Raw genomic sequence first — 26915 nt, forward strand, 5'->3', positions numbered from 1 at the left:
ATCAAATAAAGTTTTTGAATTTGCTAAAAAGTTTAAACGAGTTCTATGGTTATCAGTGTTGAAATATGAAAATTTAAGATATCGTTTGCGCAATTTTATCGCTTATATTTGCATATGCTTTTCAGTCAAGTTATTGGTCAGGAACACATCAAAAAGCACCTGCAAATCTCTGCAAATAACGGTCGTATTCCGCATGCTCAGTTATTTATTGGCAAAGAAGGCTCCGGAACGTTACCTATGGCCATAGCTTATGCCCGGTATATTCTGTGTAATTTTTCTGAAAATACAGCTAGTTGTAATTTGAAATGTGAAAAATTACAACATCCTGATCTGCATTTTGCTTTTCCCGTAGCTGCAAATAATGTGGTAAAAACGCACCCTGTCAGTGATTTGTTTTTAGAAGATTGGCGAAACTTTATAAACACACAAGTATACGGCGGATTGTTTGACTGGCTACAGCAAATTGGTGTGGAAAATAAACAAGCGATCATGGGTGTGGACGAAGCGAAGGTCATTGTAAAAAAATTACAATTAAAATCGTATGAAGGGGGTTTTAAAGTGCTCATTATCTGGATGGCTGAGAAAATGAATATTGCGGCTGCCAATAAGCTCCTAAAGTTAATTGAAGAACCTCCCGAAAAAACGGTCTTTCTGTTGGTTACGGAAGACGAAGAACAAATTATAGACACGATCAGATCAAGATGCCAGTTGCTACACTTTCCTTTGTTAAGCGAGCAGGATATGATAACTGCTTTGATGGAAAGAGAAAAAGTTCCTGATAAAGAAGCTATTAAAATTGCTCACCAGGCCGATGGTAATTATAATAAAGCTCTCCAATTGCTACGTAATGATTCCAATAACTTAGTTTTTGAAGAGTGGTTCGTTACCTGGGTGAGAGCTGCTTTTAAAGCAAAAGGGAATGCTTCCGTTATACAACAATTGATTATCTGGTCTGACACCATTGCCAAAACCGGCAGAGAAACCCAGAAGCAATTCTTACACTACTGTTTACACTTTTTCAGACAAGCTCTTTTATTAAATTATAAAAGCTCTGAGTTGGTTTTTATGGAAACACGAACCGGTTTTGATATTTCCAAATTTGCTCCTTTTGTACATGGAGAAAATATGTTAGCGATTGAAAAAGAATTGAATGATGCACTATATCATGTGGAAAGAAATGGAAATGTAAAAATTATCTTACTGGATTTGTCTATGAAGTTAACCCGACTACTACATAAAAAAGAAGTACCTGTATAAATGCTTTCCTCATTTTATGTAATAAACCGGTATCCTCTTTTTTTGTAACTTAGCATAAATCTTGGGGTATTTATTGCTGTTTAAAGTTTTAAGTTAAAAGTTCACCCGATAACTCTCATAAAATACAGGGAAACCATATTATTTTTTGAGAAAAACAGAAATTAAAATAATAGTACAAAAGAACAATCGTATGAAATTAGGAATATCACTTTTCATCATTATAGGATTGGCAACCTGCAATTCATTAAAACTTGAAAAAAATCCGGTATTTAAAATAATAGGAGGAACTTATAATAATTGGGTAGGCGGCCAACCGGGGATCAGTGGAATACGAATGGTTATCGAATATGAGTCTGCTAAAAAAATAGATTTCAAAGGCATCTATTTTTCAAATAAATATACAAAAGCAGAACTGAAACAGGAAAAAAATAAAATGTATGTAGTTGCTCATTTTGATACTTCAACCAGACAATCTAACGATAGAATCTTAGACAGAGATCCAAAAAAAGAGATGAATAACAAGCTTCCTGATATTCATATACCTCCTTTTGAAATTAAGGAAAATGAAGCTATCATTTTTTATATGGAAGGAACAAAGAAAAAATATGTGAAAGTCTCAAATTTAAAAAAAACAGACACCGTATTTTTTCCGTAATAGAAACCATCTTGACTTTTTCTATTTCATAAGAAAGAAATTAAAATACTGATAATCAAATATTTACTATTCATTTTTTGAATAGTATTTTTTTTGGCACGCAATTTGAAAACCCAATACTATATTTATAATAGAGTTTAAAGTTTGAAAGTCTCAAGTTAAAAGTTCGCTCAATTTTTTTTAAGACACTGAGAAAAATTAAAATAATATAAAGCAACAGGTATGAAAACAATAAAACTACTTTTAATATTAGCAACATCAGGAATATTGTTTAATTCCTGTACAGTTATTGTAGATGATGTCTTTGACAATTCTATTTCTTTAGAGGAATTAATGACAAGCTACGATTTATGGTATGTAGATTATCACAGAACTTCAGGAACAGGAGATGTCCCGTTTATGTCCAAAGCATTTACTATTTCATTTTTAAATGGAAGGTTCCATGCAAATAATAATATTGCGGATATTGGCATAACAGGGAATGGACTGGGAATTGTTGTGGGTAGTTATTTCACAAACAGAGGGCTTTTAGAAATCCATCACGATGTAGACGGAAGACATGATTTTGATGTAATACAGGTATCTCCGAATGAAATAAGGATATACGACAGTTATCAGAATGTAAGTTATTATCTGGTAGGGTATCAAAGAAACCGCTTTGATTATGATATGTTATTTTATGAAAACATAGAATATTTTTTACAAGAGTATATTGCCTGGGAAAGGATATCAATTGGCAATTCAGGACCTCCGGCAGTTTTTGACGATGAAAATTACCTGCAGTTTACACCGGAAAATAATACAACATTTTATTCATCACATGATGCTTCCGGCACAAATATTGACGCTATTTCATGGGATTTTACAGGTTCTTATCAGGTGTATGATGTACAAGGATACCAGGATCTTAAAATTTTAACACTTAATTATGACAGTGGAGATACTGAAGAGTTTGAATTAAGCGTTATAAATGACGGACGAGTTCGTTTATTTAATGTAGTATCCGGGACAACGTATGATTTTTCCGGTAGAGGATTCATCCGGTTCTTAAGAGGAGAAAAAAAAGCAGCTGACCTTGTAAGGTTGTAAGGAATAACGGAAGAAAACGAACTAAAGTGAAAAGAGAAATAAAAAACAGAAAATATATAAAGTAAAGTTTGGTTAGTTGATTTTTGGTTGGTTATTTCTCAATAACCAATTAAAAGAGAAGCCGCTCTCATCAGGAGCGGTTTTTTTAATTTAGATACGTTATAACATTCCTGAGAAAAAAGTATCTTTAGCAAAAAATGTAATACCAAAATGAATACTAAAGTGGTATAATGACACAATTAACAGCATTTATTCAACAATGGTAAATAAAAATGAGCATGAGTAACTACTCAAGAATAATAGCAGGTTGTATGTCATGGGGAAACTGGGGGAAACAACTTTCTCTCCAAGAAATGATTATTCAGTTACAATCGACTCTTGATGTAGGGATAACCACATTTGATCATGCCGATATTTATGGTGATTATAGTACGGAAACTCAATTTGGACAGGCTTTTGCAAAAAGTGGAGTTCAACGGGAGCGTATTCAGATCATTTCAAAATGTGGAATACAATATGTAGGGAAAGCCAGAGATAACAAAATCAAGCATTACAACTATGGCAAGGATTATATTATTTGGAGCGTAGAAAAATCATTAAAAAATTTACAAACAGATTATTTGGATTTAGTATTGCTTCACAGGCCAAGTCCGTTAATGAGACCCTATGAAATTGCAGCGGCAATTCATCAATTAAAAAAAGACGGAAAAATACGCCATTTCGGGGTTTCTAATTTTACTCCTTCTCAAATCGATTTGATTCATGATCGAATAAAGATAGAAGTCAATCAAATTGAATTTTCTCTAACTCAACATTCGGCAATGCAAAACGGGTCATTAGATCACATGACTTTAAAAGAAATTACACCTATGTCCTGGAGTCCGTTAGGAACTGTTTTTAAAGAACAAAACAAAGCATCTCTTCGCATAAAAAAAACTTTAAATTCACTCACTAAAAAATACAATGCTACGGAAGATCAATTACTCTTGGCATGGGTTTTAAAACATCCTTCTAAAATTCATCCGGTAATTGGAACCACTAACAAAGAACGTATGATAAATGCCCAAAAAGCTATAGCAATTGATTTGGAATTAGAAGATTGGTTTTCTTTATTAGTGGCCTCTCAAGGGCATAAAGTTCCATAATCAGTTATATGGGTTATTTTTCAGTAAAAGCCAAGCGGTATATCATTACAGAGTGCCCCCCTCCATAGCTTCTCCCTTGACTTGTTATGACTAAATACCGGTCATCATCGGTAATGGCCATTCCCACAGGAAAAGAATCGGCGGGGACGGTTGCTACTATTTTCATCGTTTTAGCATCTATGGCTACAATCTTACTACCGCTATTGACACAGGCAAAAATATATTTTCCGCTATTAGAAACTACTATTGTCCTGGCTCCCCTTCCTACCGAACAGCTTTCCCACGCTTCAAACCTGTTGTTTTTTTTAGAGGTATTCAAACGTTTTGTCAGAAAATCCGCTAAAACTGCTTTTTGCACATAGCCTGTTGAATTGGTACTGATATAGATATAACCATCCCGGATAAGCAAGTGCCGCAAATTCGTTTTCATTCCAAAAGTAGTTCCCAAATACGTTTTGCTTTCCATATCAAAAGTAGCAATACCTCCGCCACCCATTCTTCCCACTAAGAGGTATTTTGAGTCGGGTGTAAAGACCGTTCCCCGCAAGCAATATCCACAGTTATTGTCTCTGTTTACTTTTTTTTTACCACCAAAATCTAATGTAACACGATAATCTACTACAAAATGCTTGACATATTTAAAATCGTTAATATCTTCCGAATCTATGTCGATGAGTCCTATCGTATTATCTCCCCAGTGAGTAACTGCAATATATTTGTTGTCGGGAGAAGCGGCAATCATTTTGGGCAAAGGGCCTGTGGGCATCACACGTACTATTTCATCGCTGTCCGTATCAATGATAGCTACAGCAGAAGGGCTCTCTGCATTGGCATCATAACTACGGCGATAATACGTCACCCATAGGTATTTACCTTTGTGTGAAAGGCAGCTTTCTACAGGTTTTCCGCTAAATATATTAAAGTTGCTTTTTCTGCGTTTATATGTATAATCAAAAACAGTATGTTTATCTCCAAAAAGAGGTTGTTGCCCGGCTTTGAAAGTATGTCTTATCACTTTTATTTTCCGAAACGTATTCATATCATAAACAATTGTTTCATATCCTTCTAAAGATTGAATATATAACTTTTGCTTGCTTGCCAGATAGGTTGCCGACTTGGGCGAGTAAATATCAGTGTCATATACATCATTCGGGTCAGATGTTTTACTTGTACGATGTTGAAAACGTTTAAATAAAGTCATTTTTATCGGAGCATCCGCCGGCGTTGAGTTTATGCCTATCTTATTGTATACAAGTGGCAGTCTTTTCTGGCCGTAAGCATAAAAAACCATAGATACTATTACTAGTAAAAAGATATTTCTCATTTTATATATTTTGGCTCTAGTTTAAAATTGCGTTGATATTAATTTTTGATACTTCAATCCAATATTTTGATATTTTTGATACGTATTAATATCTTCTGACACTTTATTTACAAAGGCATTGAGTTTATCGTTTCTATATTTTAATTTTTCTTTGATGCGATACCAGTTCAAATATTGTTGCAAGTATTTGGTAGATACTCCCCAAAACTTGTTATCTATCCATTTCTTAACTCTGTTATGAGTTGAGTTGACATGTTGTATATGATACACTTTGTTTTTGACACGTTGTTTTATGACGCCTTTTAGAGTGTGATGCTCTATTTTATTGTCTATTGCAAATCCTTTGTAGCTTAGATGTGCGTCCCTACATAAAATGGCTTTACTTGCCTTTATTCTGCTGCCAATAGCATTTACAATATCTATTTTCTTTAATCTTCCCATAGTGGCTACAGTAATATCTGGATTAGATGTTCTATCTTGGGTTACAATAACAGCTACTTGATCATTACTGATGCCTTTGGTTTTAGAGCTACCACCACGTTTTCTTGATTCCCGATGATTTACTGGTCGCCCTTTTTCTGAATTTAAAAAGAAGGTCTCATCACTTTCTGTAATGCCTGTAAAATCATCTTTATCGTTTTCTGATAATGGGACTAATATCTTATGAGGCCAGTCAAAAGCCGTTTTCTTGTTTATCGATAAGGCTACTTTTATCTTATCTAAGCTCTTTTCTTCTAGCATTAATTCAAGGTAGTCATCAATCTTGTCCTTATGTTGCAAACCTGCCATCCAAGTACCTGTGTATTCTGTAAAACTGCGTTTGCAGGATTTACACTTATAGCGCTGAGAGCCTTTGTCAATACCAAATTTTACATACTTTGGATGCCAGCAATGGGCGCAACAACCTAACTTATTGTCTAATAAAAAACGCCTAGATTCTTGGCTTCTTACCGTTGGAACTGAATCTTTTGGTGATGTTGACAATTCTTTTAACAATTCCTGCCTTTCAGATGGGGAAAGTTTGGAAATTCCTCGCTTTATTTCTTGTAAATTCATGTATTAAATATACAAATAATAGCTGTTATAAACTAGAGCCTATATTTTTCTAGTCTTCTCCGAATAACCGGATATGCTAATTATAAATGGCAAGTTACGAGTTCTTGTTAAAATATACGATAAGAACAATAATGCCTATAGCTAACAAAACAGCTAATGTAATTTTAATCCAGCTATAAGGGCGTTGGCCCTGAACTTCTCCTGTTCTTCCATTGACTAAAAACTGATACAATTTATTTTTATATCGGTATACACTTACATAGACAGGGAGTAACAAATGTTTAAAAGTAATCGCATCATAATTGGTTTTCATAGAAATGATTCGTTGCACATCACCGCCAATATCCTGTCTGATCAGCGTTCGGATTTTCGGGTCCATAATCCCTTTGGCAATGTCAAACCCTTCTTCCAAATTAATTTGATATTTTTCGGTAAGAAACCCGATTAAATACTTTTTCTCAAACGGAACCAGATTTTCCAAGTCCCAGGGTTCTAATTTGTACACATATTTTTTGAGTAAAGACCGGGTAGCTGTTACTAAAACATCATCAAAGAATTTTTTTACACTTCCAGAAGTCGGATACCAGCGCGTTTTTCTTACTTGCCGGGTTTTGGTAACGGTTTTTCCGTTTTCCGTTGTCGTATAAGATTCTGTTACATAGTAATAGATACCCCGTTGACCGGCATACTTTGTATAAGTATCCGTATCGTACGTCCAATAAGGGATATAGATTCCTTTAAAACGATCAAAATGTAAAGATGCTTTTTTAAGATCGTTGGGAGCAAACCAAAGTTTATTGATCCACTTTTTAAATTGACTTCTTGCAGATTCCTTATCTAGTTTAAAAGGGAGTAATGATTTCGGTTGAATAATGCTTTCTTCCCGGGATGCTTCAACAGCCAATGCTGTAGCGCAGTATGGGCAACTTGAAGAAGTAATATGAGGAGCTAATGAAGAAGTAGCACCACAACTATGGCACTTCACAAATTTCTCGACAAGTGTTTCTTGAGTATTTGATTTTTCTTTCAAATACTTATGAAAATCGAGTTCTTCAAAATCTTCTTCTATTTCCGGAATTTCATTTTTCGTTCCGCAGTGTTCACATTCCAGAAACCGAGTTCCCGGTTTGTATTTGAGATCTCCGCCACAATTGACACACGAGAATTCACCAATTGCTATTTCTTTTTCAGAAGGTTTTTCCATTATTTACCGGGTATTGGAGGGGGAACGCTTCCAAATAGAGATGACAATTCATCCAATTGCCCGGCAGCATCCCAATTTTTCATTCCTTCGCGCCAAACCAGCGTTTCTTTTGTTACTATCATTTCTTTTAACAAATTCATGGTAAACGGCCCGGATTGTTGTCCGTTTACAGCAACATAATAATTATGTGCTGTTGATGGAATTGACGGTGGGGTTGCTCCTGTATTTTGCCGATTGGAAAAGGCCTGTCCCATTTGATTTGCCATGGCAAACCCCATTCCCATTCCCATGCCCGCTCCGGCAGTTCCGCTATCGTTTTCAGCTGCTTTTTCCAAAGCTTTGGCAGCTTTCAATTGTGCCAATTTATTCATGTCGATTGCATTCAGGCGACTCAACTCAAAGATTTCTGCTTTCATTTCTTCCGGCATCGACACATTTTCAATTAAAAATTTCGTGACATCGATCCCATACTTTTTAAACTCGGGACTGATCACTTCACGGACGTATTCGGAAATTTCATTTGTATTTGAAGCATAGTTTTCCACAGGTAAATTTGCTTCTCCAATAGCATCCGTAAAGCGGGTTACAATCATACTCCTCAATTGGTCTGTAATTTTATCTGTAGTAAAATTACCATCGGTTCCTACGATTTCTTTCATAAAAACAGGAGCGTCATTTACTTTGATCACATAGGTTCCAAAAGCGCGAATCTCCAGCATTCCGAAGCGTTGATCACTTAAGGTAATCGGATTTTTAGTTCCCCACTTTTGATCTGTGATGTTTCTTGTACTTACAAAATAAGCTTCTGCCTTAAAAGGGCTGTCAAAACCATACTTCCAGCCTTTTAAAGTTGAAAGAACGGGCAGGTTTTGTGTAGTTAAGGTATACATCCCGGGAGGGAATACATCTGCTATCTGTCCTTCATTTACAAAAACAGCTACCTGTCCTTCACGAACGGTTAATTTTGCCTCGTTTTTAATTTCATTTTGGTATCGTTCAAAACGATGTACGAGTGTATTATTAGAATCATCGAGCCATTCAATGATGTCAATAAATTCTCCACGTATTTTGCTAAAAAGTCCCATTCTATAAAATTTTACGTAATTCCTTTCTCTAATAGGTATACAAGATAAGAGATTTGTTACAGAGTGTTAAGTAACTTTAACCGTAATCAGGCAATGGTGTTTTTAATGATATACTTATTTTAAACTTTTCCATCTGCTTCCGCTTAGTCATTTTATAAAATATAAATAGCTACAAATCAAACTTAATTCCTTGTGCCAAAGGCAAATCGGTTGTATAATTAATCGTATTTGTCTGTCGTCTCATATATACTTTCCACGCATCGGATCCCGACTCACGTCCGCCGCCCGTATCTTTTTCCCCGCCAAAAGCACCGCCGATTTCCGCACCGGAAGTTCCAATATTTACATTGGCAATTCCGCAATCAGAACCTGCATGTGATAAAAAATGCTCTGCCTCGCGCAAATTATTCGTCATAATTGCGGAAGATAAGCCTTGTGTTACTCCATTTTGAATTTCAATTGCGTTTTCAATATTTCCCGAATATTTTAACAAGTACAAAACCGGAGCAAAGGTTTCATGCTGTACAATCTCAAAAGTATTATCGGCTTCGGCAATAGCAGGTTTTACATAACAACCACTTTCATAACCTTTACCGGACAATACGCCTCCTTCAACTACAATGGTTCCTCCCTCCGCAACTACTTTTCCCAGAGCTGCTTTGTACATAGCAACGGCATCCGTATCAATCAGAGGACCTACGTGATTGCTTTCATCCAAAGGGTTGCCGATACGCAATTGCTGATATGCATTGATCAGAGCATCTTTTACTTTGTCATAAATAGTATTGTGAATAATCAATCTTCTGGTTGAAGTACAGCGCTGCCCGGCAGTTCCAACAGCTCCAAAAACCGCACCGATAACCGTCATTTTAATATCCGCATCCGGAGTTACGATAATGGCATTGTTTCCTCCCAGTTCCAGTAATGATTTTCCCAAACGTTCGCCTACGGTTTTCGCAACTATTTTACCCATCCTGGTAGATCCTGTTGCGGATATCAAAGGAATTTGTTTATTGGTAGTCATCATTTCACCCACTTTATAATCTCCTTGAATTAAACAGGAAATGCCTTCCGGCAAATCGTTTTCTTTGAGGACTTGTGCAATGATATGCTGACAAGCAATTCCGCACAAAGGTGTTTTTTCACTTGGTTTCCAAATACAAACATCACCACAAACCCAAGCCAGTGCAGTATTCCAGGCCCAAACAGCAACAGGGAAATTAAAAGCGGAAATGATTCCTACAACTCCCAACGGATGATATTGCTCGTACATCCTATGGCCGGGCCTTTCGGAATGCATGGTTAACCCGTGTAACTGACGAGACAGTCCTACGGCAAAATCACAGATATCAATCATTTCCTGTACTTCTCCCAATCCTTCCTGATAACTCTTTCCCATTTCATAAGAGACCAGCTTCCCCAGAGGTTCTTTTAACGTGCGTAATTTTTCTCCAAACCGACGTACAATTTCACCGCGCTTTGGAGCCGGAATAGTTCTCCATATCTTAAAAGCAGCAGTAGCAGTAGCTACTACGGCTTCATAATCTTCGCCGCTAGTTGTTTTTACCATTCCAATCAGTTTTCCGTCAACAGGAGAAAAGCTTTTTATAAGTGCTCCGTTAGAAAACCAGTCGGTACCTGTAGAAGTTCCCATATTTATGGCTTTAACTCCTAATTTTTCCAAATCTTCGTGAATTCCAAAATCTGTCATTTTCGTTACTTTTTTAACTCATTTAAACTTTTTGAATTTGCTGAAAAATAGGTGTTTCCCGTTCTGTTTTGTCTTTTTTTCCTTCCGTAGTGCTGCTATGCAACTCAAAAAAACTTTCAACAGAGCTAAAAACTTCTAATTTTCACCTAAATCCAAAAAGTTTAAACGAGTTCTATGTGATATCTCAAAAGTACAAATAAAGTTTTGTAAATTAACGTTAATAATGCGAATCAAGGGTTAAAAAATAAGTCCAATAAAAGCAACTGCAAGTCTTCCAAATAGATGGAAGTTTAATCCTTTAGTTGACCTGACTTTGCTTGCATTCTGTATATCACTTTTTTCAATTAGCCAATTAAAAAACCCTTCAATAGGTTGTCTTATGGTTGATACTGCTTTTGAATAAAGTTCATCTGCGGTTTTATTGAACTTTTTAATGCTATCAGGGACACCTTTACTATATTTTACAGGTGTTAACATCTCTGAGTTACAGTTTTGTTTTACTGATTTAAAGAATTTTTGGTGTTGATAAATTTTATCTCCAAAGAACGTTCGGTGTTCCATTTCTGACCAGTTATCTTTATAAATGGTTAGATCATTTTCTGAAGCTTGCGAGATGACGATCTGTTCGGGATGTGGCAATTTGCCTTCTCTTAGGAAGCCTAAGGCAGGTAGATTGACCCCGTAATAGTACATCCCTTTGGTCGAACAATAGCCTTTATCTGTAATTCCCTTAGCTACCTTTCCTTGTCGCTTTCCCGAACATAGTATAATAGGCATTGAATCCAACAGCATTTGCCTATCAGAACAATCACAGGGTTTGAACTCATAAATCAACTGCTGTGCCGACTTTTCCCCATTACAGCACATAAGCTATTAAGCCTATTGTTAAAAGACTGATAGCTGTTCTGGTTGGGAAACCAACTCATCAAATGATCTTTAGCATATCGATGGATGTCCTTCTTTTTAAATATTTTTTGATGGTCCATTGCAAAAAGGTAAATGGTCATGATTTCTTGGTCTGTAAATTCAGGCTCACTGTTATTACTGTGGCGTTGACATTCATATTGCAAGCATTCTTCTAATTTTTTACATATATAGTCATAGATTTTTACTAACTTGTACTTCCAGTCGTTGAGGTTTGTATCCAAAATAGTTTTGTCGAATTAACCATTAAGATACTAAAAATCAATGATTTATACAAGTATATTGTGTTGAAATTCAACTATTTAAACTTGTTTTTTTATGTAATTCTCAACCCTTGATTCGCATGAATAATTAAGATTGTAAAAATCACTTAAGTATTTATAGAATTTTTCTAATAATCATAAAGAAAAAATATACATTAAAACTATAAGAAAATGTATCGTTTATTGAATTTTAGATTTCCCGTAGAGCTTAAAATTAGAGCTTAACTAGATGATTTATAAGGGTTTATAAAACAAATAACTCTCTAAAAAAATAGAGAGTTAAGGTTCGATAGTAGCTTGCTCAGGGAGCTTGGCTAAACTTCCCGTCAAGATTGGCAGGATTTCTTATTTATAGTCTTTTGAAACGCTTGTGTTTACTAAGGATAACGGCTATTAATTCGTAGATGAAAGCGATTCGATCCTTATTTTTTAGAAAAACGAGTTTTTCAGGAAATATCGAACCAATGATTTGCCACTCGACTGCATATTCCAAAACTGCTTGCAACCTAAAATTGGTAACTTAGAATTCCTCTGATAAAAAATGGTGTACCGGGTGTAAAGTGAATTTCTTCTGCAGAGGTTGCCTCATTTTGCAATCGGGATTCAGTAGCAAACTGAGTTTCATTCCAATCAACATCAAACAGGTTTTGAATTTGTATACCAAACCTTATATTTTTCCATTCATATCCTGTATTGAGATCAAAAACCGTATATCCTTCCGCAACAATGGAATTGTCTTCATTAGCAGGCCTGTCATCTATATATCGGGTATTTAGCTCACTAAAAAAACCTGATGAATGTACTACACGTAAGCTGCTCACTAACGTTAAATCCGGAGCTAAAGGAATAAAATTTTCACCATTTAATGCTTCCGTTGTTCTGGCATGTGCATAATTAACATCCAGATTCCAGTACAGCCAGTCTTTAGGTTGATACCTCAGGCTAAAATCTAGCCCTTGTCTGACAGTTTTCCCGCCGGGTTCTACAATACCCTCGTCTCCAACATAAACAAACTCTTGTTCTAAGAATAAATACCAATACGCCAGGTTTAGGATCACTTTCGGCGATGGTTTCCATAAAAACCCAAAGTCTGCTCCGTATGCAGCCGGAAGAATATCGTTTCCATTCCGATTAACAACTACTCGTGCATCATTCGAATGAAATCCTTTTCCGGTTTTCAAATACCACTGCATGGTTTCTGTTGGGTTGTAAAGAATATTTAGCTTAGGGCTAATGATAGATTCTTTTTCCGACTGTCTTTGGAAAGTCTGAGACAATGCATCATTATATTGAAAGTTAAAATGGTCCAGACGAATTGCCGGGTTAAACGTCCATTTTCCTACATTAAACGTCATATTTGCATAGGATCCTATATTTGTTTCGTTAATATCTCCGAGCTGAACCTGGCTCAACGTTTGCCGTCTGTTAGCTGTTCTGGAAAGCTCATTATCACCGCTTTGATCGTTTCTTAAGCGAACACCCAGTTGAAGTTGACCGTCAAAACCTGAATCATCATCATGAGAAAAATCATAGTTGTACTCGCTGCTAAACCCATAGATGTCTCTATTTTCCTTTTGCCTTATCTGATCACCGGATACAGGATTGTTTAAAAAGAAGGTAAAATTAGAATACAATTCAAAGCTATAGTTGGAAAAATACGCATCACTTTTTATGGACGAATGTTCATTGATGCGTTTTTCATAGTTGATTAAAATATTTGTTCTGCTGGTAGTACCGCCTTCTGTATCATCAATAGCACCAAAACGAGTAATACTTCCGTTGTCTACTGCGCGCCGAGGTATTTGTCCGGAGGCATCCCAGGTACTTGTAAAATGAGACACAATAAATTCTAATCGATCATCATGTGTAATATCTCCGGCATATTTGGCAAATAGATTGATTCGGCTAAAGTTTTGCGGGCTTTCAAAAGGTCCATCAGTAGCAATATATTCAGATGCAATATAAGCAGTATGATGATGTGTATCTGTTATATTAAACCCTGTCATCAAACGATTGGTATTAAATTGTCCGGTTTCCCACTTGATCTGATTCTTTTTTAATTGATCCTTTGTCTTGAAGTTCACATATCCGGCAGTATTAAAATTTCCTTGTTCTGCGTAGTACGGTCCTTTTCCAAAATCTATTTCCTCAATGACTTCCGGAATGATAAAGTGAAGATCCGAATATCCTTGGCCATGGGCATGCGAAACCATATTTACGGGCAAACCATCTACAGATAAGGCAACGTCAGTACCGTGGTCTATATCAAAACCGCGTAAAAAAATTTGCTCCGCTTTTCCACCTCCTGCGTGTTGACCTATAAACAGCCCGGGAACTTTTCTTAAAACTTCCTGTGATGAATTAACCGGGCTCGTTTGAACGTCTATATCAGTAACTACGTGCAATGCATTTATTTTTCGGGCTATAACAACTTCATTCAGAGAGATCGCCTTGGGATTCATAACAATACCCATAGATTCTTCAACCTTGCTCATTGCGATTTCAACGGTCTGATATCCCAGGTAGGTAAACTGGAGTGTGTCGCCTACAGCTACACCTTCCATAACAAAAGCACCGTTTTTGTCTGTATGCGTATGTCTGTTGTTGGAGAGGTTTACAATATTAACTCCTTCCAGAGGGGCATTGGCGCTATCCTTTACGGTTCCTCTAATAGTATGCGCAAAAATATTTGTTGATGCAAATAACATACTGATAATTAACAATCTAAATAACTTTGACCCGGATTGCTTATTAAATGTTTTCATAAGACGTTGTAAATAAAAGTTGAGAGTGAAAAGATTTTTGAAGGTTATTTTTATTTGGTCGCTAAAGTAAAAAAAAACGCAGACACTACAACAACAAACTTTTTTGTACTAAAATATATTGTATTCGAAAATTTAAGCGTGAAACCGTTCATTAAACAATGGCCTAACCTCAGTATTAGCAGGTGATAAAACAATAAATCTCCATTGAAAACTACATACTCAATCCGTAAAGAAAAGCGGAATTTGTTTGATCCTTTCAATTTTTTTCCTTTTTAGGCTTCTTTTTCCACATAAAAAAATAAAACTCACTTTAAACAAGAAATAATACCAAAATGAATATTAAAGTGGTCTAAAGATTGTGTGAGGAAAATTTCAAAGTTCGAGTTAAAAAACACAGGCATAGCATTCTGGTTACGCCGAGTATTTTTAGCGATGAAATTTGGAATTTTCATAGCAAGATTGGACTATTTTAGTATTCTTTTTGGTATAAGCTACTTTTATCATGGAACGCTCAAATTGTAATCGTCATATCCTTATGGTAAGTACATGCTATTTTCAATACTTAATTTCAAAAAAATATAAGTTCTAATAAAAAGCTGTACATTTAGGGTCTTTTAAATTCACATTTCAATGACTCACAAATCGTTGTTTTTCTTGCTCGTATTTTTTTTACTTGCTTGTATGGCTCCCAAAAAAGTATGGGCACATGCACCCAATCAAAGCTATATTTTCATGCATATTTATGACACATCTGTGTCCGGAAGAATTGAAATTACCACAAAAGACCTCAATACAGCGTTGGGACTAAACTTAAAACGAGGAATGACTCTGGAGGAAATCAATCCTTTTCTACCTCAAATAAAGAATTATATCCTGGAAAGATTATCATTCCGTTCTATTTCGGGAAATCACAGTATAAAGTTCACAGGTTTTGATATCAGAGAACTGGAGAGGATAGGAGATTTTATTCTTGCTGATTTTGACTTGGAAAATATTACAAAAGTTCCCGATGAATTGACCGTTAATTACAACTTTCTGTTTGATAAGATCTCAACTCATACAGGATTTCTTGTGATAGAAAACAATTGGAAGGCCGGGATTCATAATAGCGAAGAATATATTTCTCTGGTTTTCAAAAATGACAATAGAGATCAAACATTTTCCTTACTAAAATCAACGGTCTTTAATGGTTTTATGAGCATGATAAAGATTGGAATGTGGCACATCTGGATCGGTATCGACCATATCTTGTTTTTATTGGCTCTTATTTTGCCATCTGTAATTACCCGTATGAGGAAAGAAGAAGTAATATCAACCGGTGGGAACTCTCTGCTCACAGGATTCTTAAAACCGGACACCAACAATTGGGTACCGGTAGAAAAGTTCAAATCTACTTTTATATATGTCGTTAAGATCATTACCTTATTTACTGTAGCACATGCTATTACGCTCAGCTTGGCCACATTTGATATCGTAAAACTTCCTTCATTTATTGTAGAATCAGTCATAGCACTGTCCATAGGGTTGGCTGCATACCACAACATCCATCCTATCTTTAAAAATAACGAATGGGTTTTTGCTTTTGGCTTTGGACTTTTTCACGGATTTGGTTTTGCCAGTGTGCTTGCAGATATAGGGCTTAACGGAGAGTTTATGACGTTGTCTTTGCTCGGGTTCAACTTAGGGGTTGAAATTGGGCATATTATTTTGATCATCATTTTCTTACCCATCCTATTTGCATTACGCAAGCGAGCTATCTATTCAAAAATTCTGGGGTATGGCTCGTTGATCCTTATCATCATAGCCATCTATTGGTTCATAACCCGACTTTTTGATCTGGGCACACCCGTAGAAGATATATTAGGAAAAATATACAGCAGAATTATTGATTCATTTTAAGATACATTAAACTATAAAAACCTTAAGGAGGAGTAAAAAGTAGATTTCATGGATGTCAATTCTTCTCAGGATAAAAAAGATGAGCTTTTGCAAAAATGGTTGCAACAAAAGCAAACTCATAGTTATAAAGGTGATCACGTTCAAAAGAGGCCCGAAAACATCCCCGTCCCTGCTTCGAGTAACCAAAAAAGGTTGTGGCTTTTACAGCAAATGCATCCTGATAACCCTTTTTACCATTATATAGGAGAATATCACATTAAAGGGGAATTGGATTCTGATTTATTGTTAAAAAGTTTTCGTTTAGTGGTTGATAAACACGAAATACTAAGAACGACCTTTGATATAAAAAACAACGAGATATTTCAGGTTATTCATCCAAAAATAGAGTTTGATATTTTTCGAACGGATTTGAGCAATATAGTTAGGAGTGAGCAACGTACTCAGGTAAAAGAACAAGCCTTACTGGAAGCCAGAAAACTTTTTGATTTAGTGAATGGCCCTTTGGTTCGTATAAATTTATTTCACTTAAATGAAAAAGAATATGTGCTTATCATTTGTATGCATCATCTCATTATGGACAAATGGTCTGCAAAATTGCTATGTGATGAGATCGCTTTATTCTATAGATGGTTATCGGAAGAAAAAACTTTTCATCTTCAGCACCTTCCATTTCAGTTTGGAGATTATGCTTACTGGCAACAACAAAAGAAAACAGATGTGTCCCAACTGGAATACTGGGGGAAAAAATTATCAGGCGATATACCATTTTTAAAACTACCTTATGATTATCAAAGACCTTCAGTTCCTAGTTATAAAGGTTCCTATAATGCTAGAAAATATAATGATGATTTATGTAGAGATATTAAACAATTCTGTAGATTTTTAAAGACGACTCCTTATGTAGTTTTATTAACAGCATATAAACTACTCCTGTATAAATACAGTGGGCAGAATACAATTACAATAGGAACACCTGTCACTCACAGGAATCAGAAATCTCTTGAAGAACTCATTGGTTTCTTTGATGAAACATTGCCCTTAAAATCAGAAATCGTAGAAAGTGATACGCTATCAGATGTCATACAAAAAGTTAAGCAAACCCATCAAGAAGCATTATCTAATAAAGATGTTACTTTTGAAACAATTGTTGATCTCGTAAAGCCTGAGAGAATTTTGGGTATAAATCCGATTTTTCAAACAATGTTTATTTATCACTATGCTGAAGAATTGCCCGCATTAGCAGATGGGCTTACTTGGAGTTATGAACCCTTTGATCTTGAAGTTGCCAAATTTGATCTGACACTATATGTTGCCGAGGAGAGAGGAAAACTATCCGTTATTTTTGAGTATGCTCATGATTTATTTGAAGAAAGCACTATCGAACGTACACATGAGCATCTTGTTGCTGTTATCAAAGAAATAATTAACAATTCCAATCTTCAAGTTTCAGAATTATCCATTCTTTCCAAAGAAGAAAAAGCAGAGTTATTGACATTTGGAAAGAATCAGATCCATTACATGCCAAAAGTGCTTCAAATACATCATTTATTTGAACAATGTGTAACAGATCAACCCAATAATATTGCAGTTATTGCCGAAGGAAAATCATACAGCTATCAGGAGGTGAACAACAGGGCAAACAGTGTTGCATTGAAATTGATACAATCAGGAGTTACTTCAAATATGGCAATTGGATTGTTTACGGATCGTTCCGTAGAGATGATCGTAGGAATTTTAGCCATTTTAAAAGCAGGAGGAGCTTATGTTCCTCTTGATCCGGAATATCCCGAAAATCGATGTAATTTTATTGCAAAAGATGCTAATATAAAATGCATCCTTTCAAAAAAACATTTTGAGCATCATTTGACAAAACAAGAAATTCCCGTACTGTTTATTGATGAAGTTCAAACATCAGAACCGCTGAAACCGCAACTAAAAAGTGAGGCTATCAATGAAAATCATTTGGCTTACATTTTGTATACATCAGGCAGTAGCGGCCAGCCTAAAGGAGTGGTCATCACACATGCTAATTTAATTCATTCTACGATTGCACGTTTTAACTACTATGAGCAACCGCCAAGAACATTCTTGTTAACATCGTCCTTTACTTTTGACAGTTCTGTAGCCGGTATTTTCTGGACACTGTGTAGTGGCGGAGCACTCTTATTACCCAAGTATAGAGTCGAGCAGGATATGTATGACCTATCATTGCTAATTAAGAATCATATCGTAACACATACATTACTTTTACCTTCGTTGTACAATCTTTTACTCGAACAAGCAAACCCTACGGATTTAGCATCTTTACATACTGTAATCGTAGCCGGAGAAACCTGTTCATCCGTTATTTGTAAAAATCATTTCAACAAACTACCTCAAGTAAATTTATACAATGAATACGGTCCGACAGAAGCAACCGTATGGAGTACCGTACATAAGATTGCATCTTCGGATACTAACGGATCAGTTCCTATAGGAAGACCCGTTCCCAATACAGAAATTTATATTGTAGATAAAGATAACAATTTGGTTCCCCGGGGAGTTATGGGAGAATTGGTCATTGGCGGGACAGGAATAGCTAAGGGGTACATAAATAAAAGAAAACAATCAGCAAAACAATTTATTGATGACTCATTTAATGATGTTCCCGGTAAAAAATTATATAAAACGGGCGATCTTGTTAGCTATAGAAGAGACGGATTGATCGAATTTCACGGACGAGTGGATCGGCAAACCAAAATAAGAGGATATCGAATAGAATTGGATGAAATAGGCGAAGTCATTAAAGAATTTTCCGGTATTGAAGATGTCGTAATTTCAGTCGAATCCTCCAATAACAAAGTAGCGATGCATGAAGATGCGGTAAACCCGGAAAGTCTTACAAAAATTTTAGAGCAAATGCCGGAAGATAAAGTTGCAGAGTTGTTAGGTCATATAGAGAACATGAAAGATCAGGAGTTGGATTTTATGATGGATAGATTAAAAGAAGTATTTCAGATATGAAACGTATAAAACGAACAAAAGATCTGGAAATTATTCTAGAAATCAAAAACGCTGATTTTATACAGCCACCTAAGGAATCACAGCGAAATTCTATGGTCAATACTGCATTAAAAGAATTTACGAACAACCTATATGCTTTAAATGGGATAGCAATTGATTTTGTTCAGGGAGATACACAAACAGATTTATTAGACAGAACACAAAAAATATTGTCTGATGAAGATATTATGGAAGACTGGCAAATACCTATTATGCAGAAAATGGCAGATGTGGTCACAGAAACCCATGGTGATGTCTTGGAAATAGGTTTTGGGCGAGGAATTGCTTCCGACATGATTCAGCACAACAACGTTAGCTCACATACCATTATAGAATGTAATGACGCTATTATAAAGGACAAATACTATACTTGGAAGAACAAATACAAAAACCAAAACATAAAGATCGTTCATGGTTTGTGGCAAGACACCATAGAAGCCTTAGGTTTATTTGATGGCATATTTTTTCATACCTATCCTCTGAATGAAGACGAGTACATGAATTATGTGCACGCGAGTACTACTTTTGCAGAACATTTTTTCCCAACAGCTGCTGCACATTTAAAACCGGGTGGTGTTTTTACCTATTTTTCTAATGAAATAGATTCGTTGAGCAGATCGCATCAGCGATCGTTATTCAGGCATTTCTCATCTTTTTCTTTAGAGAAGATCGATTTAGGTATCCCTGAGGATATTAAAGATACCTGGTGGGCAAATACAATAGTGATTGTTAAAGCAATAAAATGAGTAAAGAAAGCTATATAGAACGTATAAAAAAGCTTAATAAAAAGCAAAAATGGTTGCTTGCTAACAAGTTAAAAACAACTGATAATTCAAAAACAGAATTGTCCGGGTCAAAAAAAATAGTGGCATATATCGTAGGGAAAAAAGAACTTGATCTGGAAGGCCTGAAAGATTTTGTAAAGCAGAAGCTGCCAGCCTACATGATACCCGCCTCTTTTGTTGAGTTGGAAGAATTTCCTCGTCTTCATAATGGTAAAATAAACACAAAGGCACTTTCTGAAATTAAAAATATAACGTCCGTAAAAGACGATCATGTAGCAAAAGAAAGGACCTTGATCCAAAAGCTACTCATTGAAATATGGACGCGTGTTTTAAATATAGATTCAATTACAATACACGATAATTTTTTTGAACTTGGTGGCGATTCTATAGTAAGTATACGAATCGTTTCAGAAGTCAGAAAACAAGGAATTAGGTTACAACCTAATGACCTATTTGAATATCAGACAATTGAGGAATTATCAGAAATTCTAGAACCAAAATCTAATAGCTCTGGCATAAAAATTCAAAAGCAGCTTACCGAAATCTGGGAACGTGTTTTAGATATACATCCGATTGCCATCAATGATAACTTTTTTGAACTCGGTGGCGATTCTATTTTAAGCATACGAATCATTTCCGAAGCTAGAAAAGACGGAATTACTCTGCAAGCGAATGACTTATTTGAATATCAAAGTATAGCTGAGTTGTCTAAGGTTGTCAAAACTCAAACTTCTATCGTTGACCAACATACAACAATTTTAGGGAAAATCCCTATGTTACCTATTCAATATTGGTTTTTTGATGAACATAAAGAAGCTCCACATTTCTGGAATCAAACAGTAACTTATGTAGTTGACAGTTCTACGAAGAGCTCATTGGTAGAACAAGCAATCCAAAAACTTGTTATTCATCACGATGGGCTTCGCCAGGTATTTACAAGTTCCGACAAAGGTTGGGAAAGTAGTATTTTACCTATCGAAAAAGCTACCATTTTTCAGGAGGTGGATATTTCTGATTTTGCAAAAAAAGATCAAGATATAACACTTATAAGAAAACTAACCGATGCTCAGGAAAAATTAAAATTGGACAAAGGCCCCTTGTTTAAAGGATATTTTTTTCATTTGGCACCCGCTCAAAAAAATAAATTAGTTTTAGTAGCACATCACTTAATTGTTGATCATGTCTCATGGCAATTACTTCTCTCCGATTTTTCCAGTATTTACAGTGATTTGTGTACAGGAAGAAAAGTAAAATTATCAAAAAAGACAACTTCTGTAAAAGAATGGGGAGAGCATCTTACTAACTTGGCTAGATCTGATTTTTTTGAGTATGAAAAAAGTTATTGGCAAGAGCAACAGGTTTTTGATATGAAATTGCCAACAGACAATTCTTTTGAATTACCGTTAAAAGAATCCAATATAAAAATATACCAGAGTATTTTTGAAGAAGATATTACTTCCACGTTGCTGGAAACAAGTTCAAAAAAGAACATTACTGCAGAAGAACTGCTAATAGCTTCTTTGATAAAATCTATTGCTATTTGGGCTGATATTTCTAAAGTGAGTATTGGTATGGAACAACACGGAAGAAAAAAGATTATTTCAAATAATGATCTTTCCAATACGGTTGGTTGGATGACTTCTTTTTTTCTATTGGCTTTTACGTTTAATAATCACGAGGATACCTTTTCGTTTTTACAATGTGTCAAGGATAAAATAAATGCAATCCCAAATGGAGGTATAGGATATGGAGCTCTAAAATATATAAGCAAATCAATTGACATCAATACAAGCTACAGACCTCTCATTATTTTTAATTTTTTGGGAAGACAAAGAAACGAAACTCATGATACTATAGGTCAACACGAAGAACTTAGTATCATAGCACGTAGCGCAAAAAGTGAACGATACCATTTATTTGAAATTAACACTTATATAAAGAAACAAAAATTATATGTAAATTGGAGTTATAGTAAGGAAGCTCACAACGAAAATACGATCAGTAAACTTGTTACGAATTTTAAAACAACATTGTTAGAGTTAATAGATGTCTATAACAAGGAAAAGAAAAAATATACCCCTACAGACTTTCCTGAATCAGGATTAAGTCAAGAAGATTTGAATAAATTATTTGGATATTAAATTAATAATATGGGCTTTCGATCCAACATATAAACGAATATATATAGGAGTCGAAAATTCTTTTTAGCAATTAGATATTAATGAACTCATTTAAACTTTTTCAATTTGCTAAAAAACTGCTGTTTTTAGCTCTGTTTTTATCTTTTTTTCCTTCCGTAGTGCTGCTATGCAACTCAAAAAAGCTTTCAACATATCTAAAAACTTCTAATGTTCGCTTAAATCCAAAAAGTTTAAATGAGTTCAATATAAAAAGAGAAATATTTAGGTACCAATAAGATAAAAATAATCAAACAAGTGATGGAAAACACATCTGATAAAATCGCTTCTTTTATTAAATACTACTTTGAGCAATTGACCTCGCTTGCAGGAAGGTGGGTGTATATTGTGTTGACTTTGTGTGTAATGATAGGTATTTACTTATATTTTAGATGGAAATCCGGGATAAAAAAAATAAGCTTTAAAGATGCTTTATCATTTCTTTTCCCAAAAAAGATTTATTTACATAAGTCTGCAATATTAGGTTATAAGTTTTATTTAATAGATCCAATTATTCGACTGTTATTTTTCAATAGAGCACTCCAGATTCCTATTAGTGCTTTTATATTTGTTAAAGTTCAACTACTTCTTGTAACCTGGTTGGGTGAGCCTGCCTATGAAGTAAACTTAATTGAAAAATACCCGATCTTTTTTGCTATTGTTTTTATGATTATTACTATTTGGTTAAAAGAATTAGGCTTCTATTTTCATCATTACTTAATGCATAAAGTTCCTTTTTTATGGGAATTTCACAAAGTGCACCATTCAGCAAAGGTCCTTACTCCATTAACAGATTGGCGCAACCACCCCGTTGATTTATTAACCATGTTGTACTTTTCATCCATTCTTTTAGGAACATTCCAAGCTTTTGCGGATTACTTTTTAATGAGTAATTTAAGCTTTAACCAAATTATTGGTTTCAATGTAATACTTTTTGGGTATTATTCAATAGCTTACCACCTCAGACATACACACCTCTGGTTATCTTTTGGTAAATATTTGAATCATATTTTTATGAGTCCCTCGCAACACCAGTTACACCATAGTATAGATGAACGACATCATGATAAAAACTTTGGCTCTGCACTTTCCTTCTGGGATTGGGTTTTTGGCTCTTTGTATGTTGCTAAACTTGAAGAAAAACTGGAATTTGGGCTCACAGACGACAGCGACCAAAATTATACAAGTCTATGGATGCTTTATTCCTTACCTTTTATTAAAAATCATCGAGCGGGTCGTTCCGCTCAGGTTTTCATATTATTGATCATATTATTATTTTTTATGATGACTTTTTGGATTACAGTTATAAATAATTTTATTCTATATATTTAGTTAAGTTTATGATAACAGAAAAAATCATGTCAATTTCTCCATTGACACCTATGCAACAAGCTTTTCTTTTCCATAAGTTGGCCGGAGGAGTAGATGAAGGCTTTTTACAAGTTCAATATGTGATAAAAGGAGAATTGAACCTTCCGTTGTTAACCGATTCATGGAATCGTGTTATTGATAAGCATGATGCTTTAAGAATATCCATCCATTATAAAGATATTCAGAAACCCGTACAAGTCATTCATGAACAAAGCATCATAGAAATCGATTTTCGTAATTGGCGTAATTTTTCTGAAGAAGAACAGAGAAGCCGACTGGAGTTCCATATCACTTCTGATAAAAAGAAAGGCTTAGATTTTTCAAAAGCCCCATTAATGAGGGTTGCATTGATGCAACTGTCAGAAGAAAAATACCATTTAATATGGAGCTGCCACCATATATCATTAGACGCATGGTCTGCCGGGATTATTCTCAACGAAGTTTTTCAATTATATTAACAAAAAGACAATCATGATACGTATGAATCAACACCCAAACCGTCTTACAAAACATACCTTGAATATCTGCAAAAAAAAGATAAAACAGAGGTAAAAGATTTCTGGAAAGAAAGATTATTAGGAGCATCTCCTACAATTTTATTCGAAAAAGGAGAAGAAAATACAAACAATCGTGTTTTTGAAGAGGTCAGTTTTGCTATTGAAGAAAAAGAAAGACTACAGTTATACGACAATTTGCGAAAGTGTAGAATAACACTCAATAATTTTCTAACAGCAATTTGGTCATTATTATTACACCGGTTTTTAAACGTGGATGATGTATCTTTCGGGACAATAGTTTCAGGAAGATCTATGGTTGAAATTCCTGATATCAATTCTATGGTCGGCCTATTTACAAATCTGGTTCCAGCAAGAGTTCAGGTAGATGCCAATATTTCTTTTTTTGATTGGTTAAAGCTGATACAAGAAAAACAGATGCAGCGTGTTAATTTTGAACATACTCCACTTCATGAAATCGTATCCTGGTTGGATGATGATACTGAAACTAAATTATTTGACAGTCTTCTTGTTGTTGAAAACTATCCGTTTTCTACTTTAAATTTTGAAACCCTCTCATTAGATTATTACAAAGGAAGTACCACAACCATATATCCAATTACAATGATGGTAAGAACCCATAATAATCTGGAGTTTGTATGTAAATATAATTCACAATTGGTATCAGGGGATGTTGTTAACTGGTTTATAGAGGAGTTCGCAAAACTGTTAAGCACATTGGAAATCAGCTATGATACACCCGTCAGGCAGGTTATTGAAACTATAATGATAGCTCCGGAAAATTCCGTTGTTAAAATTAGCTCTGATCCCGGAAATGATGCTGATCAGGCTAATTTTAGTACGGCAAAGAATTCTGTTGAGCTTGAATTAACTAAAATTTGGGAAAAAACATTAGGAAAGCACTTTATAAGTGTAACTCACGATTTTTTTGAGATAGGAGGCAATTCACTACTAGCTGTTAGATTATTTTCTAAAATACACGAAGAACTGGGGTACAATATTCCACCCATCACATTATTAAAGAATAGAACAATCAGAACATTAGCAAAGAGTATTGTCAAAGATCATTTTAAGGAGCAATGGTCGTCACTGGTTCCTTTAAAAACCAGTGGCAAAAATCCACCCCTGTTTTGTTTGCATACCGGTGAAGCTCATGTATTTAACTATAATTCACTCATAAAACATTTGTCAGAAGAGCAACCTTTGTATGCATTACAACCTGTAGGCTTAGATGGTAAAACGCCTTTTCACAAAAGTATTGAAGAAATGTCCGGTCATTATATCAAAGAAATTCAGTCTGTTCAACCAAAGGGGCCCTATTTTTTATTGGCATATTGTCATCTCCCGGCTGCTCTAAGTGTAGAAATTGCATATCAATTAAAAAAGATCAGTGAAGCATCTACTATCATTGCAGTAGATTCACGTCCGGGAATCTTTATTCGACCCACTACCAAAGAGAGAATAAAGAGAATAAGTTCTCTCCTTTTGAAAGCTGATTTAAAGGAGGTTGCCAAAGGGGTAAGCAGAAGAATTCAAAATCATAAAAAAAAGAAAATAGTTTCGGAAAAAGGAATAAAATTACATCAGAAAAATCAACTAGATACCTTAGAAACTATCAGGGATTACTTTGCCATATTACTTCATAAATATGACTGGCAAGATATTATTAGCTCCGGAGTTGTTCTCATATTGAGCACTTACTATAAAGAAAGGTCAGCAGACTATCTTCCTTCATGGGAAAAATTAGTTGAAGAGGGTAAGTTTGAAAACTTTACGATACAAGGAAATCATTACAAGCTGTTTGAGGAACCTTTGGTAAAAGAATTGGCAAGAATCATACAAACATCCTTAGATAAAGAAAGGACTGAAGAAAATAAGAAGTGAACTGGTCAACTCCTTTAAAACAAACAAGTCTGCAACGCAACCAAATACATGTTTGGAAAGCGACGTTAGATGTATCTGAAAATAAGCACCATGTATTTTGGTCTTACTTATCAGATGATGAAAAACAAAGAGCAAATACGTTTTACTTTAAAAAAGACCGGGACTACTTTATTACTGCAAGAGGAATCTTACGCGAATTGATAGGGCAATACCTCAACAAAAAAGCAATTGATATTGAGTTTGGGTATCATACGCATGGCAAACCTTTTATGCGGAATGATGCTGAACTTGAGTTCAATATTTCTCACTCTAAGAACATGGCTTTGTATGGGTTTGTCAAAAAAGATGAAATCGGTGTTGATATAGAATTTGTCGATCAAAAGATAGAAGCCATGCAAATTGCCCGGCATTTTTTTTCATCCTATGAGATCACTGCTCTTGGAGATTTGCCACAGCAGCATAAAGCTTCCGGGTTCTTTAATTGCTGGACTCGTAAAGAGGCTTTTATAAAAGCTTTGGGAACAGGTTTGTCTTTTCCCCTCGATCAGTTTGCTGTTTCATTAGCACCTGAAAAAAAAGCAACACTGGTTCATACGATGTGGGATACGGATGAAGCACAAAAATGGAATTTGTTTCATGTAAACCCTCAATCGTATTTCACCGGAGCTGTTGCCATTAAAGGAAAAGTAAATGAAATAAGACATTTCAAATACAATTAAAAAACTAAATTTGTTTTCTGTAAAAAAATTAAATCGCCTCAGTAC

The 26915-nt window shown here is 35.1% G+C and carries 18 protein-coding genes and 2 pseudogenes; 12 read left to right on the forward strand and 8 right to left on the reverse strand.

All coding sequences use genetic code 11. From position 1 onward, the window contains the following. The first annotated feature begins 114 nt into the window (after window positions 1–114). The 4 genes and pseudogenes from GKR88_20325 to GKR88_20340 all read left to right on the forward strand — a co-directional run bounded on the left by GKR88_20325 (window position 115) and on the right by GKR88_20340 (window position 4146). The gene (locus GKR88_20325; protein ID QMU66402.1) at window positions 115–1257 is read left to right on the forward strand and encodes a DNA polymerase III subunit delta'; all 1143 of its coding nucleotides are present in this window, start codon (window positions 115–117) and stop codon (window positions 1255–1257) included. 190 nt (window positions 1258–1447) lie between these two features. Further along, window positions 1448–1912 carry a hypothetical protein gene (locus GKR88_20330; GenBank protein QMU66403.1) on the forward strand — a complete coding sequence of 155 codons (465 nt, stop codon included), beginning with the start codon at window positions 1448–1450 and terminating at the stop codon, window positions 1910–1912. Window positions 1913–2134: 222 nt separating this feature from the next. After that, window positions 2135–3066, forward strand: a pseudogene (locus GKR88_20335) (hypothetical protein). A gap of 213 nt (window positions 3067–3279) precedes the next feature. Then, window positions 3280–4146, forward strand: coding sequence for an aldo/keto reductase (locus GKR88_20340; GenBank protein QMU66404.1), 867 nt, complete (start codon window positions 3280–3282; stop codon window positions 4144–4146). Window positions 4147–4159: 13 nt separating this feature from the next. Here GKR88_20340 and GKR88_20345 read toward each other — a convergent pair whose 3' ends face one another. The 7 genes and pseudogenes from GKR88_20345 to GKR88_20375 all read right to left on the reverse strand — a co-directional run bounded on the left by GKR88_20345 (window position 4160) and on the right by GKR88_20375 (window position 14478). Next, window positions 4160–5470, reverse strand: coding sequence for a peptidoglycan-binding protein (locus GKR88_20345; protein QMU66405.1), 1311 nt, complete (start codon window positions 5468–5470; stop codon window positions 4160–4162). A gap of 21 nt (window positions 5471–5491) precedes the next feature. Next, window positions 5492–6526 (reverse strand): IS1595 family transposase, encoded by a 1035-nt coding sequence (locus GKR88_20350; GenBank protein QMU66406.1) that lies wholly within the window; start codon window positions 6524–6526, stop codon window positions 5492–5494. Window positions 6527–6620: 94 nt separating this feature from the next. Further along, entirely contained in the window at window positions 6621–7706 is a 1086-nt protein-coding gene (locus GKR88_20355; GenBank protein QMU66795.1) for a hypothetical protein, read from the reverse strand. A 23-nt stretch (window positions 7707–7729) separates the two neighbouring features. After that, the gene (locus tag GKR88_20360) at window positions 7730–8815 is read right to left on the reverse strand and encodes a DUF4339 domain-containing protein (GenBank protein QMU66407.1); all 1086 of its coding nucleotides are present in this window, start codon (window positions 8813–8815) and stop codon (window positions 7730–7732) included. 169 nt (window positions 8816–8984) lie between these two features. Beyond that, on the reverse strand, window positions 8985–10526 hold the full coding sequence (locus GKR88_20365; protein ID QMU66408.1) for an aldehyde dehydrogenase family protein: 1542 nt from the start codon (window positions 10524–10526) through the stop codon (window positions 8985–8987). Window positions 10527–10763: 237 nt separating this feature from the next. Then, a pseudogene (locus tag GKR88_20370) lies at window positions 10764–11620 on the reverse strand (transposase). 599 nt (window positions 11621–12219) lie between these two features. Next, window positions 12220–14478 carry a TonB-dependent receptor gene (locus tag GKR88_20375; protein ID QMU66409.1) on the reverse strand — a complete coding sequence of 753 codons (2259 nt, stop codon included), beginning with the start codon at window positions 14476–14478 and terminating at the stop codon, window positions 12220–12222. Between the two features lie 630 nt (window positions 14479–15108). Between GKR88_20375 and GKR88_20380 the strand changes: the two genes are divergently transcribed. From GKR88_20380 to GKR88_20395, 4 genes are read left to right on the forward strand one after another with little or no spacing between them, the layout of a single operon-like run. Beyond that, entirely contained in the window at window positions 15109–16377 is a 1269-nt protein-coding gene (locus GKR88_20380) for a hypothetical protein (protein ID QMU66410.1), read from the forward strand. Window positions 16378–16425: 48 nt separating this feature from the next. Next, window positions 16426–19380 carry an amino acid adenylation domain-containing protein gene (locus tag GKR88_20385; protein QMU66411.1) on the forward strand — a complete coding sequence of 985 codons (2955 nt, stop codon included), beginning with the start codon at window positions 16426–16428 and terminating at the stop codon, window positions 19378–19380. Beyond that, complete coding sequence (locus tag GKR88_20390; GenBank protein ID QMU66412.1) at window positions 19377–20165, forward strand: class I SAM-dependent methyltransferase; 789 nt, start codon at window positions 19377–19379, stop codon at window positions 20163–20165. Before GKR88_20385 ends, GKR88_20390 begins: the two co-directional genes overlap by 4 nt. Beyond that, the gene (locus GKR88_20395; protein ID QMU66413.1) at window positions 20162–22345 is read left to right on the forward strand and encodes a hypothetical protein; all 2184 of its coding nucleotides are present in this window, start codon (window positions 20162–20164) and stop codon (window positions 22343–22345) included. The genes GKR88_20390 and GKR88_20395 overlap by 4 nt, the downstream gene beginning before the upstream one ends. 100 nt (window positions 22346–22445) lie before the next feature. Here the strand turns inward: GKR88_20395 and GKR88_20400 are convergent, their stop codons facing one another. Continuing rightward, window positions 22446–22589 (reverse strand): hypothetical protein, encoded by a 144-nt coding sequence (locus GKR88_20400; protein QMU66414.1) that lies wholly within the window; start codon window positions 22587–22589, stop codon window positions 22446–22448. Between the two features lie 53 nt (window positions 22590–22642). On the opposite strand from GKR88_20400, the gene GKR88_20405 reads away from it, so the two are divergent. The 4 genes from GKR88_20405 (at window position 22643) to GKR88_20420 (ending at window position 26870) form a co-directional block, all read left to right on the forward strand. Beyond that, complete coding sequence (locus tag GKR88_20405) at window positions 22643–23713, forward strand: hypothetical protein (GenBank protein ID QMU66415.1); 1071 nt, start codon at window positions 22643–22645, stop codon at window positions 23711–23713. 8 nt (window positions 23714–23721) lie between these two features. Then, a complete protein-coding gene (locus GKR88_20410) occupies window positions 23722–24210 on the forward strand; it encodes a hypothetical protein (GenBank protein QMU66416.1) in 489 nt (162 codons plus the stop codon). Between the two features lie 309 nt (window positions 24211–24519). Beyond that, complete coding sequence (locus tag GKR88_20415) at window positions 24520–26151, forward strand: hypothetical protein (protein QMU66417.1); 1632 nt, start codon at window positions 24520–24522, stop codon at window positions 26149–26151. Next, window positions 26148–26870 (forward strand): 4'-phosphopantetheinyl transferase superfamily protein, encoded by a 723-nt coding sequence (locus tag GKR88_20420; GenBank protein QMU66418.1) that lies wholly within the window; start codon window positions 26148–26150, stop codon window positions 26868–26870. Before GKR88_20415 ends, GKR88_20420 begins: the two co-directional genes overlap by 4 nt. Window positions 26871–26915: the final 45 nt, after the last annotated feature.

This window comes from Flavobacteriaceae bacterium (genome assembly GCA_014075215.1).
Taxonomy (GTDB): Bacteria; Bacteroidota; Bacteroidia; order Flavobacteriales; family Flavobacteriaceae; genus Polaribacter.